The sequence below is a fragment of the Mesorhizobium sp. M0217 genome, assembly GCF_040321955.1.
In the GTDB taxonomy this organism is placed as follows: Bacteria; Pseudomonadota; Alphaproteobacteria; order Rhizobiales; family Rhizobiaceae; genus Mesorhizobium.
The window spans coordinates 19,615-36,871 of record NZ_JAMYSN010000029.1; the positions used below are offsets into that span (position 1 = coordinate 19,615).

Here is a 17,257-nt window from a genome sequence, read left to right on the forward strand (position 1 = left end):
AAATCTGCCGTGATCACCTAACGGTTTGAGATAAAAGGTGAAATGTCAGTCTTGCGGCAAAATCATGGCAGCATCTAGCGCTGCCACATTTTTAATCACTGCACGCTTGGCCCGCCGGTATCCGGGAAGGCACGCCGTACTGCGCCAGGAGCATGCCCAAGTAGAAAACGCGCGCCTCGAAAGGCGCGCGTCAACAATCTGAAGCCCTTGATTTTACGCGGGTATCTTGACGACCACCTCGGTCTTGTCGCCGGCCTTCGGCTGAAAACCGGAAGACTTTGTCTTGGTTCCATTGACTTCGAGCGAGATGGATTTGGCCTTTTTGTCGCGGATGACGCGAACCTTGATCTCCGACCCCAGCATCTTCAGCGTGGCAGAATAGCCGTCCCAATGGCTGGGCAGTTTCGGCCGGAACGTGATCTGCTTGCCCCGCCGCTCGATGCCCAGAATTCCTTCGACCGCAGCACGGTAGAGCCATCCCGCTGAGCCCGTATACCAGGTCCAGCCGCCGCGACCGCCCTTGCCCTCACCGGAATAGATGTCGGCGGCGACGACGTACGGCTCGACGCGGTAATGCTCGGCCGATGCATCGTCGAGCGCATGGTTGACCGGGTTCAGCATCGAGAAGCAGCGATAGGCATCGTCGGTGCGGCCCATTTCGGCGAGCGCGATCACGAACCAGGTCGCCGCATGGGTGTACTGGCCGCCGTTCTCGCGCACGCCCGGCGGATAACTCTTGATGTAACCAGGGTCCTTTCTCGTGTTCTGGAAGGCCGGGGTAAACAGTTTGACGATCTTGAGCTTGTCGTCGACCAGCAGGTTCGTCGCCTGCTGCATCGCCGTGGTCGAGCGCGCGGGGTCGCCCTCGCCGGAGAGCACGCTCCACGACTGCGCGATGGAGTCGATCTTGCACTCGTCCGAATTGTGCGAGCCAAGCGGCGTGCCGTCGTCGTAGCTGCCGCGGCGATACCACTGGCCGTCCCAGGCGGTGCTTTCCAGCGCCCGCTTCAGCACATCGGCGTGTTTTGTCCAGGCCTGCGCCCGCTTGGTGTCGCCCTGCCCCTTGGCCACGGTGGTAAAGTCGCCCAGCGTCTTCAAAAGGAACCAGCCGAGCCAGACACTCTCCCCCTTGCCGGCTTCGCCGACGCGGTTCATGCCGTCGTTCCAGTCGCCGCCGAGGATCAGCGGCAGCCCAGCCGGGCTGCTGCGCTTGACCGCAAGGTCGAGCGCGCGCGCGCAATGGTCGTAGAGCGAAGCGTTCGTCTTGGAGATTTCCGGCGTGAAGAAGGCGTCGTGCTCGCCTTCGCCCAGCACCTGCCCGTCGATGAAAGGCAGCTGCTCCTTCAGGATCCCTGTATCGCCGGTCACCTCGATGTAGCGATTGGTGGCATGCGCCAGCCAGACCACATCGTCGGAGATCATGGTGCGCACGCCGGCGTCGGTGCGCGGCAACCACCAATGCTGGACATCGCCTTCGGGGAACTGCCGGCGCGCCGCATTGAGGATCTGGTCGCGCGCCAGTTTCGGATCATGCGCAAGCAGGGCCAGCGTGTCCTGCAGCTGGTCGCGGAAGCCGAAGGCGCCGCTTGCCTGATAAAAGGCCGAGCGGGCGCGGATGCGGCAGGCCAGGCTCTGATAGGGCAGCCAGTGATTGACCATGGCGTCGAGCGCCTTGTCGGGCGTCTCGACCTGGATGGTGTCGAGGAAGCCGCGCCAGACGCGTTCATTGTCGGCCAGCCGCTGGTCGAAATCCTTGCCCGAATGGGTCTGCACCAACGCGCTCGCCTCGGCTGATGTAGCGGCGTCGCCAACCAGCCAGACCAGCGTGACGTCGCCGCCGGCAGGGATGTCGATGTCGCTGGCGACAGCTGCGCACGGATCGTCGCCGGCCTCGACGCGGCCCGACAGGCCGGCGCCGCTGACGACAGCGTGCGGGAAGGCGCTGGTGCCGTGCCTACCGATGAACTCGCCACGATCGGCTGTCACCGAATGCACCGGACCGGTGGCGGCCAGGAAGGCCACCCGGTCGCCGAAATCGAGACCGTAGGGGTTTTGCGCCAGAAGCGCGCCGGTCGCTGGATCCCTGGACGGGATGATGGTCGCAGCCGTGCTCGAGCGATGGCTGCCGAGAACCCATTCGGCATAGGCATAGACGCGCAGCCGCGCCGGCGCCGAGCCTGAGTTCTGGATGCGCAGCCGCGTGATCTTCACTGGATCGACGGGATCGACGACGTGCGTCAGATCCATCGACAGCGGGCCGCGTTTGGACCGGAAGGTGGAGAAGCCCTGGCCGTGCCATGTCTCATAGGTCATCGAGGGATCGCGGACCACGGCAGCCAGCGGCGAGAATGCCTTGCCGCTGGCCTGATCGTAGATGTAGATGCCCTCGCCCGGCCGGTTGGTGACCGGATCGTTCGACCATGGCGTCAGCTGGTAATCGCGGCTGTTGCGGCTCCAGGTGAAGGCAGCGCCTTCGGCCGAGACATGGAATCCGAACGAGGCGTTCGAGACGACGTTGATCCAGGGCTGCGGCGTCGAGCGCCGCCCGGCAAGGCGGGTGACATAGTGGCGGCCGTCGCCGTCGAAACCGCCAAAGCCGTTCCATTGGCTGAGGCCGCTGCCGTCGGCGCTGCTGTCGGACGCGGCATGGTATGCAGGCGCCGCCGGCACCGGCAGAGACGGCTCGCGCAGCGACGCGGGGGCCACCGGCTGCAGGGCATCGCGCGCTTGCAAGGCTGCCGCCTCGGCGCGTTCGATCTGGTCGAAGATGGTGCCGTTGCGCGTGTGCAGAACCACGCGGGCAACCGCCAGCAGCGTCTTGTACGTCGCCTCGTCCATCAGGTCGCGGCGCACGGCGAAGATGTGCTGGCGCGGCCCGAGTTCCTTGCCGCGCAGGCGGCTGTTTTCGCACAGCGTCTCGACCGCGCGCTGCAGGTCCTGGACATAGGACGATGCCTGCTCGTTGACGACCACGAAGTCGATCATCATGCCGCGGGCGCGCATATACTCCTGGAAGCGCAGCGCCTGGGCGACAATTTCGAGGTCGGCCACGTCGCCGATGCGGACCAGGAAGATCGGGAAATCGCCCGAAATGCTGGTCGGCCACAGGCTGGACTGCTTGCCCAGCCCAGAAGCGATGGATTCGCCGGGCAGGCGCAGGAACGGATCGGGATAGATCAGGAAACGCGCTAGCTTCTGCACATTGGCGGCGTCGGTCAGGCTGAGACCAAGATGGCGGGTCTGCACCTGCGAACGCGTCCAGGCAAGCATCGCCTGACGGGCAAAACTTTCGGGATGGTCGAGCCTGGCGATGGCCTCCTCCAGTTCGGCGGGGTTGGCGCCGAGGGCGGTCCAGAAGGTCAGCGATATCTTCTTGTTGGCCGGCACCCGCACCTGGCGGCGCAGGGCCGCTACCGGATCGAGGGTGAAGCCGTGGTGACCGCCAAGCTTGGCGCCGGGATCGAAGGCCGCCGCTTCCGCGATGGTACGGCCACGGCCGATGAAGGCACGGCGGTCGGTTTCGGCCTCGGCATCGCGCGCCGACCCGGAGGGATCGGTGACGAAATGCACCATGGTGACGTCAGGCTCGTTCTTCTCGCGCTTGCGCCTGGTGGCAAAGATGGCGCCGTTATTGGCAGCGATCTCGGTCTCGATAAACATTTTCGAGAACGCAGGATGGGCATTGTCGGAGGCTTCGTTGCCCAGCACCAGCTCGGCAAAGGAGGTCACCTCGATATGCCGGTCAGTGGCGCCGTCGTTGTAGAGCGTGACGCGTCGTCCCTCGCCATTGCCTTCCGAGATGACGATGCATTCGACCTCCGAACGCAGCGAGCCCACTGTTTTGACGAAGCTCGCCTTGTCGTCGGAAAACAGCGTCTGCACTCTCTCGCCGGTCGCCTGCTTCGGCTCCGCGGTGGCCGACCACCAGTCGCCGCTGCCGGCGTCGCGCAGGAAGATGTAGGAGCCGAGCCGGTCTTCGGTCGGGTCGGGCTGCCAACGGGTGACGGCGAGTTCGCCCCAGCGGCTGTAACCGGAACCGGTGGCCGAGACCATGACGGAGTAGCGGCCATTGGACATGACGCTGGTGGCGCGCAACGCCCTCAGCGGGTCGAGGACGATGCGCGAATCCGGGCTCTCGACCTCGGTCTCGTCCTTCGAGCGCTCGTCGGCTTCGGTCCTGACCGTGGCGGTCGGGATGTCGCGCGGCGCCCTCTCCTGAAGCAGGAGTTCGGCAGACTCGATCACCGGATCGCTGTGGAAGCGGTCGCGCAGCCTGCCCTCGAAGATGGCGTCGGCAACGGCGGCGATCGACATGCCGGAGTGATGCGCCATGTAGTTCAGGACAACGGCATGGTCGGTGCCTTCCGGCACGCGCTGCGGCGTGAAGTCGACGGCGTCATAAAAGCCATGCCGGCCGAGAGCGCCGATGGAGCGCAGCCTGGCCAGATTCTGGACGGATTCGCGCGGTGTGAACTGCGCCGCGAGGATCGTGGCGTAAGGCGCGATCACCGTGTTCTGGCCAAGGCCGCGCTTGAGACCAAGTCCGGGCACGCCGAAATTGGTATACTGGTAGGTCAGTTCGCGGTCGCGGGCGTTGTAGGCCGCTTCCGAAATGCCCCAGGGCACGTTCTTCGAACGCGCGTACTGGATCTGGCGCTTGATGATCAGCTTGCTGGTCTGGTTGAGGATCGACCCCTGCGGCTCCTTCATTACCAAAGGCGGCATCAGATACTCGAACATCGAGCCCGACCAGGACATCAGCGCACCCTGGAAGCCGATCTCGACAATCGGCCTTCCAAGCCGGAACCAATGCTCCGTGGGCAGGTCACCCTTGGCGATGGCGAACAGGCTGGTCAGCCGCGCCTCGGAGGCGAGAAGATCGTAGCAGCTCTCGTCGAGCTGATGCTCCTCCACCCGGTAGCCGATCGACAGCAGTTTGCGCTCCTGACGCATCAGGAAAGAGAAATCCATCTCGAAGGCATAGCGGCGGCAGCGTTCGCGCAGCGCCAGCAGCTTGGCGCGCAAGGCTTCGACGGCGTTTTCGTCGCTGTGCGAGTCATGCACATGCGCCTCGCAGGTCGCTTCCAGCCGTGCCGCCCAGTCGGCGATAATGTCGCTCCGCTGCGATCCGGCCTCGGTGTGGATGGCGGTGGCGAGCTTGCGGATCTCGCCGGCAAGCACGGCCAGGTTGATCGTGCGGATCGAGGCCATCTCCGGCTGCGCCTTGATGGTCATGACGGCGCGCCGCATGCCATCGAGGCGATCGGCCAGACGCTGGCGCAACGGCCGCAGTTGCCGGCGGTCGTCAGGCAATTCCTCGAGGCTCTCGTCGAGGATGCTCACCGTGTCGAGGACGCCTTCGAAATCGCCCTGCAGGTGAACGGACGGGGCTTCCGCCCATTCGGCGCAGGCAGCCGCCACCGCGACCAGATGTCCGGCGAGATTGCCGCTGTCGACGGCGGAGATGTAGAGCGGATAGAGCGGTTTGAGCGTCGTGGTGTCGTACCAGTTGAAGAGGTGGCCACGGTTGCGCGGCATGCTCTCGATGGTCGTCATCGTGGCGTCGATCCGGGTGATGGCGTCGGACAGCGCAATCCAGCCGAAATCGCGTGCCGACACCACCGACAGCAGGTAGACGCCGATATTGGTCGGCGACGTCCGCGGCGCTACAACCGGCGCCGGGCTTTCCTGGAAATTGTCGGGCGGCAGATTGTGGTGCTCGGCCGTGACGAAGGTTTCGAAATAATGCCAGGTGCGGCGCGCCACGGTGCGCAGCGCGTGGATGTCGGCCTCCGATATGCGCAGGCGGTCCTCGGTCTCGGCCGAGCGGCTGATCCAGCAGGCAACCGCCGGCGAACCCATCCAGAACAGAGCGAAGAAGAAGGCGACGAAGGCACCGGTGGAATCGGCCAGCACGGGGATAGCGAGACCGACGACGCCGATGATCACGGCGCCATACATCATGCTGTAATAGGAGCCGATATCGTTGTCGCCGCCCTTGTGCGCCTGCGACGCGGTGCGCCATTCCAGCAGGTTCTGGCGGCTGACGAACAGGCGGTAGAGCGTGCGCACGATGGCGTCGCCCATCATCCAGGCATTGTGCGCCATCAACAGCACTTTCAGCGCCACAAGGGCCGTGCCGAAGACGGTGTCGTGCGCCAGCGCGGAGAAATGGCCGCGCGGCGTCTGGTCGCCGCTCTTGGGCAGGATGGCGTTGACGACATCGAAGGTCGGCGCCATGAACAGCGACAGGATCAGCAGCGCCTGCCACTGCGCGGCCTGCGTGAAGGGCAGCAGCGTCCAGCCGGCGATCGCCGCCATCACCCAGAAGATCGGGGTCAGCGAGCGGCGCAGATTGTCGACCATCTTCCAGCGCGACAGCGCCGGCACGCCGGAACGCGGCGAGAAGATGAAGCGCAGCAGCTGCCAGTCGCCGCGCGCCCAGCGGTGGTGGCGCGAGGCGTCGACCGAGTAGCGGGTAGGATAGTCCTCGACCAGTTCGACATCGGTGACAAGTGCTGCGCGCGCCAACGCACCTTCGAGCAGATCGTGGCTGAGGACGGTGTTTTCCTCGATGCGGCCCTGCAGCGCCGCCTCGAAAGCGTCGACGTGATAAAGGCCCTTGCCGGTGAAGGAGCCGTCGCTGAAGACGTCCTGGTAGAGATCCGAGACGGCAAAGACGTAAGGATCGAGACCGCTGTTGGACGAGAAGACGCGCTGGAAGAAAGAAGCGTCGTCGCCGCTGGTGAGCGAGGCTGTGATGCGCGGCTGCAGAATGGTGTAGCCGGTGGTAACGACGCGCTTTGTCGCGTCGAAATGCGGGCGGTTGAGCGGATGGGCGAGCTTGCCGACCAGTGACGACACGGCGTCGCGCGTGGTGCGCGTGTCGGCGTCGAGCGTCATGACATAGACGACCTTTTCCGGCAGCGGCACGTCGAGCGGCAGGAAGGTGGTGTCGCTGTCGCCGCGCAAGAGAAGGTTCAGCTCATGCAGCTTGCCGCGCTTGCGCTCCCAGCCCATCCAGGCGCCCTGCGCCTGGTTGTAGAGCCGGCGGCGATGCAGGATATAGAAACGCGGCGCGCCTTCCGAGGGATAACGGGCATTGAGCCTGGCGATCTCGTCGCGCGCATATTGCAGGATCTCGATGTCGGCGGCGTCGATCTCGGTCTTGGAATCCGGCCAGTCGGACAGCAGCGCGAAATGGATTTCTTCGGCCGTGTTGGCGAGGTGATGCACCTCGATGTTGCGGATGTTTTCCTCGACATCATCGCGCGAGCCGATCAGCGACGGCACCACGACCAAGGTGCGTGATGCCGCCGGAATGCCGTGCTTGTAATCATAGCCGACGAGCCGCGTCGGCTTCAGGAACAGTGAAACAACGGTGTTGAAGAAGGCGAGCGCGCCTTCGCTGGCAGGCACCGCAAACAGCGCCAGCATCAGCGTGATGGATTCCACCGACAGGCCGAGATGGGCAAGCGCATTGCCGGAGACAACCAGCAGCAGCACCGTCAGCAGGAAGACCGGCACAACGATGCCGAGCCAGCCCGTGGCGGTGAAGGCGCGCTTGAAGGTCACATGGAAGGGCGGCCGATAGCCGATCGCCTTTTCCAGATCCGGCCGGCGCGGGCCGACCAGGAAGAAGCCGACATCGGTATGCATGGCCGGATCGGCTGATGCATCCGGCACGCCGGAGGCATCGGTGACCCCGGGAACATGGCTGGCCAGCTCGATGGCCTTTTCGGCGACACGGAATTCGGACAGGTCGGAGCGGCGCGCCAGTTGCTCGATCGACGTGCGGTACTGGTCGCGCGAAAAGAAATCGAGCGCGGCGAAATCGGTGCGCTCGCGCAACAGCGTGTCGATGCGGCTGACGCCCTCGAACCACACCGTCCAGTCGACGTCGTTGATGAGGCGCAGGCCGCGGATGATGTTGCCGGTGGTGACATTGCCGCTGGACAGCGTGCGATGCTCGGAAATGATGATTTCCTCGGCGTCGGAGCCGGTTTTCTCGAGCTCGACCTCCAGCCATTCCAGCGCCCTGCCGGCATTCTGCGAGCCGTCGCGCAGGCGGTAGAGCAACTGGGTGGCGAAGGTGGTGTCCTGCGCATGCGCGCCGTAGCCCGACAGGATCTTCCGGCGGTCTGCATTGTCGTCGGTCGCCAGCACGCGGTCGGCGACCTCGTTGGCGATATGGCGCATCTGCCTGGTGCGGTCGACGCGCACGGCGATGCGGCGCAGATTCTCGATCAAAACGAAGCGCAGCAGCGACGGCAGCGCCCAGAGCTCGCCGATCTTGAGCGGCTCGACCGACTGAAAACCCTCGACGATGGATTTGAACATGGTCGCCGAAACCGAACTGTCGGAATGGGCAACATAGCTCCAGGCCAAGGCCAGCGCGCGCGGCACCGCGGCGCGATCGGCCACTTCCAGGGTCGGCAACTGCCGGTAGAAACGGCGCGGCAGGTCGCGCTTGACCTGAAAAATCGTCTCCTCGACGAGATAATTGTTGTCGAGCAGCCATTGCGCGGCAGGCGTGATGGTTTCGCCCTTGGCCTGGGCGGCATTGGTCGAGCGGTAGACTTCGAGGATTTTCTTGGCGCTGTCGCGGATGCGGGCCTGGAAATCGAACGGCGTCAGGCCGAACAGGTCCTTGACGTCGCCCTTGGCAAGGCTTTCGCCCAGCGCCCGCAGCCGCTCTTCGGGCAGGAAATTGGAGCGTATCGGCTCTTCGGTGATGACCGGGAAGCCGGCGCTGGACTTTTCGATATGGGCAGGATTTGTCTGGATATTCATTGAAAATTCCGCATGGGGGACGCGATGCGGCGCCACCGCCACGGCAATGTCCCTAAAACCGATTCAAATGCAATTGGTTGCATGATTACACTGGCCGAAAGTTTTGCTTCGCACCACGCCAGAGGCGTTATCCCTTCGACATTTTAAGTGGGGCTTTCGACAACTCAAGGACGAGCACCCCTGCCCTCCCGTCCGCCTTGGAACGACGGAAGGATTCGGGCTTTTTCGTGATCCAGACAACAGCTTACGCCAGATTTCTCCGGCGTGCGATCATGTTTGGCAACAGGCGTTAATCGTTGTGCTGGCGGTGCGGCTAGCCCAGGCTGGCTATCCGGACGACGAACACGATCGTCGGCCGCACCGGTTCAAGCCGCAGTTTCGCGGCCTGCGGTCCGAGCAACAGCGTGTCGCGAGGTCCAAGGCGCGACGATGTCGCGCCGGTCACGCCGACCTCACCGTCGAACGGCAGGATCAGGGTCATAGCGCTGGTCGGCCGGATATCGGTCGGAACCGAAACTATCAGACGCTGGACCGAGTGCGTTGCCCGCCCGCGGCGGGTCATGACGTTGAGGTCGGTGATCGGACCGGAGATCAGCGCGGCCGTGGTCGGCACATCGGCCGGGAAGGACAGCGGGGCGGAAGCCGCCGTCACTTCGGCCGGCCGCCGGCCAGCAATGTCGAGGACGATGCCCTCGCCTTCCAGCACGGCCAGCGTGCGGTCGACGCCGGCAAAGCCCGAGAACGGCCCGCTATCCTCGACTCGCGCCATCGAAACGCGCCAGTCGAAATCGTCCAGGCCGGCGCCGTCCGGCGAGACGGCGATCTCGGTGGTCGTGCCGCCGCCATTCTTCCACGGCATGACCCGGTAGTCGGCGGCCCGTAGGATGCGCATCATTTAAGCCAATCAGCCTAAAATACCGGGCAGATTGAGCTGGTGCTCCTTCGCGCACTCGATGGCGATGTCGTAGCCGGCATCGGCGTGGCGCATGACGCCTGTCGCCGGATCGTTCCACAACACGCGCTGCAGGCGCCTTGCGGCGTCCGGCGTGCCGTCGGCGACGATGACCATGCCGGCATGCTGCGAGAAGCCCATGCCGACGCCACCGCCATGATGCAGCGACACCCAGGTTGCGCCCGACGCGGTGTTGAGCAACGCATTGAGCAGCGGCCAGTCGGAGACGGCGTCGGAGCCGTCCTTCATCGCTTCCGTCTCGCGGTTCGGCGAAGCGACCGAGCCGGAATCGAGGTGGTCGCGGCCGATGACGACGGGCGCCTTGAGTTCGCCCCTGGCCACCATCTCGTTGAAGGCGAGGCCCAGCCTGTGGCGGTCGCCGAGGCCGACCCAGCAGATGCGCGCCGGCAGGCCCTGGAAGGCGATGCGCTCACGTGCCATGTCCAGCCAGTTGTGCAGATGGGTGTTGCCAGGGGTGAGTTCGCGCACCTTGGCGTCGGTCTTGTAGATGTCCTCGGGATCGCCCGAAAGGGCGGCCCAGCGGAACGGGCCGATGCCCCGGCAGAACAGCGGCCTTATATAGGCCGGCACGAAGCCCGGGAAGGCAAAGGCGTTCTCGAAGCCTTCGTCCTTGGCGACCTGGCGGATGTTGTTGCCATAGTCGAGCGTCGGCACGCCGGCATTCCAGAAATCCACCATCGCCTCGACATGCTCGCGCATCGAGGCGCGGGCGGCCTTCTCGACAGCCTTGGGATCGGAGACGCGCTTCTCGCGCCACTCAGCCATCGTCCAGCCCTTGGGCAGATAGCCGTTGATCGGGTCATGCGCCGAGGTCTGGTCGGTGACCATGTCGGGGCGGATGCCCCGCTTGAACATTTCCGGCACGATGTCGGCCGCATTGCCGAGCAGGCCGACCGACTTCGCCTCGCCGGCATTGGTCCAGCGCTCGATCATTTCCATCGCTTCGTCGAGCGTCTCGGCCTTCTCGTCGACATAGCGGGTGCGCAGCCGGAAATCGATCGAGTCCGGATTGCATTCGATGGCCAGGCAGCAAGCGCCGGCCATGACGGCGGCAAGCGGCTGGGCGCCGCCCATGCCGCCGAGGCCGCCGGTCAGGATCCATTTGCCCGTAAGGTTGCCATTGTAGTGCTGGCGGCCGGCCTCGACGAAGGTCTCGTAGGTGCCCTGCACGATTCCTTGCGTGCCGATATAGATCCAGGAGCCGGCCGTCATCTGGCCGTACATCATCAGGCCTTTTTTATCGAGCTCGTTGAATTTATCCCAGGTCGCCCAATGCGGCACGATGTTGGAGTTGGCGATCAGCACGCGCGGCGCATCGGTGTGCGTCCGGAAGACGCCGACCGGCTTGCCGGACTGGACCAGCAGCGTCTCGTCTTCATTGAGGGTCTTCAACGAGGCGACGATGCTGTCGAAATCGTTCCAGGTGCGCGCGGCCCGGCCGATGCCGCCATAGACAACGAGCTCATTGGGGTTTTCGGCGACATCGGGATCGAGGTTGTTCATCAGCATGCGCAGCGGCGCTTCGGTCGTCCAGTATTTGGCGTTGAGCTTGTCGCCGCGGGGCGCGCGCACTTCGCGGATGTTGTGGCGAGGATTGTTCATCATTGTCCCTTTGGAGTAAGGCGGCGTCTCAGCGCCCGGCCCAGTCAATGGCGGATTGGAGGATTTTCGTCAGTGTGGCGCGCATCGGCGCGGCGAACTCGGCATCATAAGGCACCGGCCAATTGTCCGGTTCGCCCTTGCCCTCGGGCTCGCGCAAATAGCCGCGATCGGCAAGTTCCATCTGCAGCGCATGGTAGCCGCCTTGCGGATTGCCGAAATAGCGGGTGATCCAGCCGCCCTTGAAACGACCGTTGATGACATTGCTTTCACCGCTCTCGGCCATGATCTGACCAACCAGCGCCTGCAGCGTAGGATCCGCGGTCTGGCCGTCATTGGTGCCGAGATTGAACACCGGCAGCGTGCCGTAGAACAGGCGCGGCAGCACCGACCGGATCGAGTGGCAATCGTAAATGACGACCTTCTCATGCAGGCCGCGCAGCCTGACGGCCTGGGCCGCCAGCATTTCATGGTAGGGCATGAAATACGCTATGCGGCGCTGGTCTATCTCCGACGGCGTCGGTTCCGCGCCGGGCAGATACAGCGGATCGCCGTCGAAGGTCTCGGTCGGGCATAGCGTCGTTGTCGTCTGCCCGGGATAGAGCGAGGCGCCGGAGGGATCGCGGTTGACGTCGATGACGGTGCGCGAGATCGACGTGTGCACGACAGTCGCGCCAAGGCCGGCGGCAAAATCGTAGAGATTGTCGATCCACCAGTCGCAATCGCGGCGGCCGAGCCAGGGCGAGACCAGCCGATTGTCGATGCCGGCGAGATCGATACCCGTGTGGGGGATCGACACCAACAGGGGTGCCGTGCCTTCCGTTACTGTCAGCCAGTCGGTCATGTCAGACTCCCGAAATCGAAGGCAGTGTCACCGCGCCGGCAGCCTTGATGGCAGCGCCGCTGCGCACCATGGCGATGGCCTTTTCCATATCGGGATGGAAATGTCGGTCGTTGTCGAGATGCGGCACTTCTGCGCGGACCAGTTTGCGCACGGCTTCAAGGGCCGCGCTCGACGCCAGCGGTGCATGGAAATCGCAGCCCTGCGCGGCGGCCAAGAGTTCGATGCCGATGACGGCTGTAGCATTCTCGACCATGCCGATCAGCCGGCGCGCGCCATGTGCGGCCATCGAGACGTGGTCTTCCTGGTTGGCCGAGGTCGGGATGGAATCGACGCTCGCGGGATAGGCCTTCTGCTTGTTTTCGGAAACGAGTGCCGCCGCCGTCACCTGCGGGATCATGAAGCCGGAGTTCAGGCCGGGCTTCGGCGTCAGGAATGCCGGCATGCCGGACAGCGCCGGGTCCACGAGCATGGCGATGCGGCGTTCCGACAGCGAGCCGATCTCGCAGACGGCGAGCGCGATCATGTCGGCTGCGAAAGCCACCGGCTCGGCGTGGAAATTGCCGCCTGAAAGCGCAGTATCGTCCTCGGCGAAGATCAGCGGATTGTCGGTGACGCCATTGGCCTCGGTGCCGAGCGTATCGGCGGCCTGGCGCAGCACGCTGAGCGCCGCACCCATCACCTGCGGCTGGCAGCGCAGGCAGTACGGATCCTGCACGCGCTCATCGCCGACGCGGTGCGATTCACGGATAGCGCTGCCGGCCATCAGATTGCGCAGCGCTGCCGCCGTCTCGATCTGGCCCGGGTGTTTTCTGAGGAGATGGATGCGCGGATCGAAGGGTGCATCGGAGCCCTTGGCAGCGTCGGTCGACAGCGCCCCGGCGACCAGCGCCGACTGATACAGCACTTCGGCTTCGAACAGAGCGGCCAGCGCGTAGGCGGTGGAAAACTGCGTCCCGTTGAGCAGCGCCAGACCTTCCTTGGCGCCAAGCGTCACCGGCTCCAGGCCGTGCGAGACGAAAGCGACCTTGGCCGGGAAGCGGCCATGCGGTGTAATGCATTCGCCAACGCCGATCATCACCGCAGTCATGTGCGACAGCGGCGCGAGATCTCCGGAGGCGCCGACCGAGCCCTGCGCCGGCACGACGGGGATGACGTCGTTGGCCAGCATCGCTTCCAGCAATTCGATGGTTTGCGGCCGCACGCCCGACGCACCCTGCGCCAGGCTGGCGAGCTTCAGCGCCATCATCAACCGAACCACAGCGACCGGCATCGGCTCGCCGACGCCGGCGGCATGCGACAAAACGATGTTGCGTTGCAGGGTCTCTAGATCCTCGGCCGGAATGCGGACGCTGGCCAGTTTGCCGAAGCCGGTGTTGATGCCATAGACCGGCTCACCCTTGGCGACGATGCGGGCGACAGCCTCGGCGCTGGCCTTGATTTTTGGCCGGCAGGAGGCGTCGAGCTTCGGCATGGCGCCACGATAGATAGCGCGCCAGTCGGCCAGCGTCGCATTGCCGGGCTTCAGGTTAAGTTCGGTCATTGTCCTCTCCAGATGCGGGCATGGAGCGGGTTGAAGCCCATGCGGTAGACGAGTTCGGCCGGACGCTCGATGTCCCAGATCGCCAGGTCGGCGGATTTTCCTGCCTCAAGCGTGCCGGTCTTGCCAAGCAGCCCAAGCGCGCGGGCAGCCTCGCGAGTGGTGCCGGCCAGGCATTCCTCGACGGTCAGGCCGAAAAGCGTCGCCGCCATGTTCATGGTCAGCAACAGCGAGGTCAGCGGCGACGTCCCGGGATTGTTGTCGGTGGCGACCGCCATCTTGACGCCGTGCTGGCGGAACAGGCCGACCGGCGGCTTCCTGGTTTCGCGGATGAAATAGTAGGCGCCGGGCAGAATGGTCGCCACGGTGCCGGCCTTGGCCATCGCTGCGGCGCCGGCCTCGTCGGTGTATTCGAGATGGTCGGCCGACAGCGCGCCATAGCGGGCGGCGAGTTCGGCGCCATGCAAATTGGACAGCTGGTCGGCATGGAGTTTGACCGGCAGGCCAAGCGCCTTAGCCTTGTCGAAGACGCGGGCAATCTGTTCCGGCGAAAAGGCAATGCCCTCGCAAAAGCCGTCTACGGCGTCAGCCAGGCCCTCGGCGGCGATTGCGGGCAGGATCGTGTTGGCGACGAGATCGACAAAAGCGTCCTTGTCGCCTTTTGCTTCCGGCGGCAGCGCATGCGCGCCGAGGAAGGTGGTGCGGACCGTGACCGGGCGTTGCTTGTCCAGCTGCCGCGCGGCGCGAAGCGACTTCTGTTCATTTTCGAGATCGAGCCCGTAACCCGACTTTACCTCTACCGTGGTGACACCCTCGGCCATCAGCGCATCGAGGCGTGGCAGCGTCTGCGCAACCAGTGCGTCTTCGCTCGCGGCACGCAGGGATTTGACCGAGGAGACGATGCCGCCGCCGGCACGGGCGACTTCTTCATAGGTGGCGCCGGCCAGCCGCATCTCGAACTCGTTGGCACGGTTGCCGGCATGGATGAGATGGGTGTGGCAGTCGATCAGGCCGGGCGTGATCCAGCGGCCTTCGCAATCGGTAGTCTCGCCGCCCTGAGCCAACGCTGACGGCATGTCGGCTTCCGGACCGGCATAGACGATGACGCCGTCACGGGCGACGATCGCGCCCTTTTCGACGATGCCAACTCCGGCAACGCCTTCGGCCATGGTCGCCAGGCGCGCATCGCGCCAAAGCTGAAGGCCCCCTGCCCGGCTTTTGTCTTGTGCCGCCATCATCTTTTTCCGTTGCTTGGATGGCGATTATGTATATACATATTGAAACGCGCTGCAAGTGCATTGTTGATGGAATGCGGAGAAAAACGTGACGGCGATCTTTGCGGAACAGGCGCTGCTGGCCGATGGCTGGCATGACAAGGTGCGGATCTCGCTGAGCGGCGGTCAGATCGCGAAGGTGGAGCCAGGTTCTTCGCCGCGGAGCGGTGACGAACGCCACGCCATTCTGGTGCCCGGCATGCCGAACCTGCACAGCCACGCCTTCCAGCGCGGCATGGCCGGGCTTGCCGAACTGCGCGGTCCCTCCGCCGACAGCTTCTGGAGCTGGCGCGAGGTGATGTACCGCTTCGCGCTGTCGATGACGCCGGACCAGGTCGAGGCGGTCGCCGCCCAGCTTTATGTCGAAATGCTGGAGGCCGGATTCTCGCGCGTCGGCGAATTTCATTATCTCCACCACGATCGCGACGGAAAACCCTATGCCAACCTTGCCGAGATGGCCGAACGTATTGCCGCGGCCGCCGGCGAAACCGGGATCGGCCTGACGCTGCTGCCGGTGTTTTATGCCCATTCCTCCTTCGGCGGCGCTGCGCCCAACGAAGGCCAGCGGCGATTCATCAACGATGTGAATCGGTTCGAACGCTTGCTTGAGAAAAGCCGCGAATCGGTTCGTGCGTTGAATCAGGCTGTCGTCGGCGTCGCCCCGCACAGCCTGCGCGCCGCGACGCCGGAGGAACTCAGCGCTGTTGCCGCCATTGCGCCGGACGGACCGATCCACATCCACGTCGCCGAGCAGGCGAAGGAGGTCGAGGATTGCCTGGCGTGGTCGGGTGCGCGACCGGTCGAATGGCTGCTCGCCAATGCCGGGATCGACAAGCGTTGGTGCCTGATCCACGCCACCCACATGACCGAGGCTGAGACAACCGGCATGGCCAGAAGCGGCGCCATTGCCGGGCTTTGCCCGATCACCGAGGCCAATCTCGGCGACGGCACCTTTTCAGCACCTCTGTTCATCGAACATGGCGGCCGCTTCGGCGTCGGCTCGGATTCCAACGTGCTGATCGGCCTGCCGGATGAATTGCGCCAGCTCGAATATTCGCAGCGCCTCGCACACCGCGCCCGCAATGTGCTGGCGGTGACCGGCGGCTCGACCGGGCGGGCTCTGTTCGACGCCGCCCTCGATGGCGGCAGCACCGCACTCGGCGCCGGCCCGTCGCGGATCGCCGCCGGCGCCGCGGCTGATTTCGTCTCCCTCGACGAAAACCATCCTTCGCTGGCCGGAAAAAGTGGCGATGCGATCCTCGACGCCTGGATCTTTGCCAATGGCGGCAAGGTCGATTGCGTCTGGGTGCACGGAAAAAAACAGGTCAGCGGCGGCCGGCATGCAGCGCGTGAGACGATCGCCGAGCGCTTTCGCCATGTGATGACGGCGCTTTCGGCATGAGCATATCAGAGACAGCGGCTGTGGAAGGCGGCGGTTCGCTGCACCAGCGCATCCTGTCCGACATCAGCGAGAAAATAATGTCCGGCGCCTGGGCGCCGGGTCACCGCATCCCGTTCGAGCACGAGTTGACGGCCGAATACAATTGCTCGCGCATGACAGTGAACAAGGCGCTGTCGCAACTGGCCAAGGCCGGGCTGATAGAGCGCCGTCGCCGTTCGGGCAGCTTTGTCCGCCAGCCGCAGTCGCAGGCCGCGGTGCTGGAAATCCACGACATCAGGATCGAGGTTGAGTCGCTTGGCCTGGCTTATCGTTACGAGCGCTTGGCGCGGCAGAAAAGGCGCAGCAGCGCCGAGGATCGCGCCTTGCTGGAACTGGACGCAGCCGGACAGGTGCTGGCGCTTGAATGCCGGCATTTCGCCGGCAAGCGGCCATTCGCGCACGAACAGCGGCTGATCAATCTCGCCGCCGTCGCGGAAGCCGCCGAGGAGGAGTTTCTCGACATCGCCCCCGGCCCTTGGCTGATCGGCCGCGTGCCATGGAGTGAGGCCGAGCACCGCATCCGCGCGGTGGCGGCCGACAGGCATATTGCCGAAGCCCTCGACGTCGCAACCGGCGCACCGTGCCTGGTGGTCGAACGCCGGACCTGGAGCGCGGAGCACCCGGTGACGCAGGTGAGGTTCACTTATGCCGCGGAGAGCCACACGCTGGTGGCGCGGTTCAGGCCTTCGCAGGGGTAGCTCCTTTACCCTCCCCCTTGTGGGGAGGGTCGCTGCGAAGCAGCGGGGTGGGGGTCGGCGCCAAGCCCCCCCACCCCGACCTTCGGTCCGACCTCCCC

Annotated in this window: 8 protein-coding genes; 2 read left to right on the plus strand and 6 right to left on the minus strand. The window is 64.8% G+C overall.

Translation table 11 applies throughout. From position 1 onward, the window contains the following. Nucleotides 1-213 precede the first annotated feature (213 nt). From NKJ18_RS28395 to hutI, 6 genes are all read right to left on the minus strand, one after another. Nucleotides 214-8,793 carry a glycoside hydrolase family 94 protein gene (locus NKJ18_RS28395; RefSeq protein WP_352760943.1) on the minus strand — a complete coding sequence of 2,860 codons (8,580 nt, stop codon included), beginning with the start codon at nt 8,791-8,793 and terminating at the stop codon, nt 214-216. A gap of 313 nt (nt 8,794-9,106) precedes the next feature. Beyond that, the gene (locus NKJ18_RS28400) at nt 9,107-9,685 is read right to left on the minus strand and encodes a HutD/Ves family protein (RefSeq protein WP_352519332.1); all 579 of its coding nucleotides are present in this window, start codon (nt 9,683-9,685) and stop codon (nt 9,107-9,109) included. A 12-nt stretch (nt 9,686-9,697) separates the two neighbouring features. Further along, on the minus strand, nt 9,698-11,368 hold the full coding sequence (gene hutU / locus NKJ18_RS28405; protein WP_352760945.1) for a urocanate hydratase: 1,671 nt from the start codon (nt 11,366-11,368) through the stop codon (nt 9,698-9,700). 28 nt (nt 11,369-11,396) lie between these two features. Next, the gene (gene hutG, locus NKJ18_RS28410) at nt 11,397-12,209 is read right to left on the minus strand and encodes an N-formylglutamate deformylase (RefSeq protein WP_352760948.1); all 813 of its coding nucleotides are present in this window, start codon (nt 12,207-12,209) and stop codon (nt 11,397-11,399) included. 1 nt (nt 12,210) lies between these two features. Continuing rightward, entirely contained in the window at nt 12,211-13,749 is a 1,539-nt protein-coding gene (gene hutH / locus NKJ18_RS28415) for a histidine ammonia-lyase (RefSeq protein WP_023682915.1), read from the minus strand. Beyond that, on the minus strand, nt 13,746-14,981 hold the full coding sequence (hutI, locus tag NKJ18_RS28420; RefSeq protein WP_023682916.1) for an imidazolonepropionase: 1,236 nt from the start codon (nt 14,979-14,981) through the stop codon (nt 13,746-13,748). The genes hutH and hutI overlap by 4 nt, the downstream gene beginning before the upstream one ends. An 88-nt stretch (nt 14,982-15,069) precedes the next feature. Between hutI and NKJ18_RS28425 the strand changes: the two genes are divergently transcribed. Continuing rightward, nucleotides 15,070-16,422 carry a formimidoylglutamate deiminase gene (locus NKJ18_RS28425; RefSeq protein WP_352760951.1) on the plus strand — a complete coding sequence of 451 codons (1,353 nt, stop codon included), beginning with the start codon at nt 15,070-15,072 and terminating at the stop codon, nt 16,420-16,422. Further along, entirely contained in the window at nt 16,419-17,159 is a 741-nt protein-coding gene (gene hutC / locus NKJ18_RS28430) for a histidine utilization transcriptional repressor HutC (protein WP_023698022.1), read from the plus strand. Before NKJ18_RS28425 ends, hutC begins: the two co-directional genes overlap by 4 nt. The last annotated feature ends 98 nt before the right edge of the window (nt 17,160-17,257 follow it).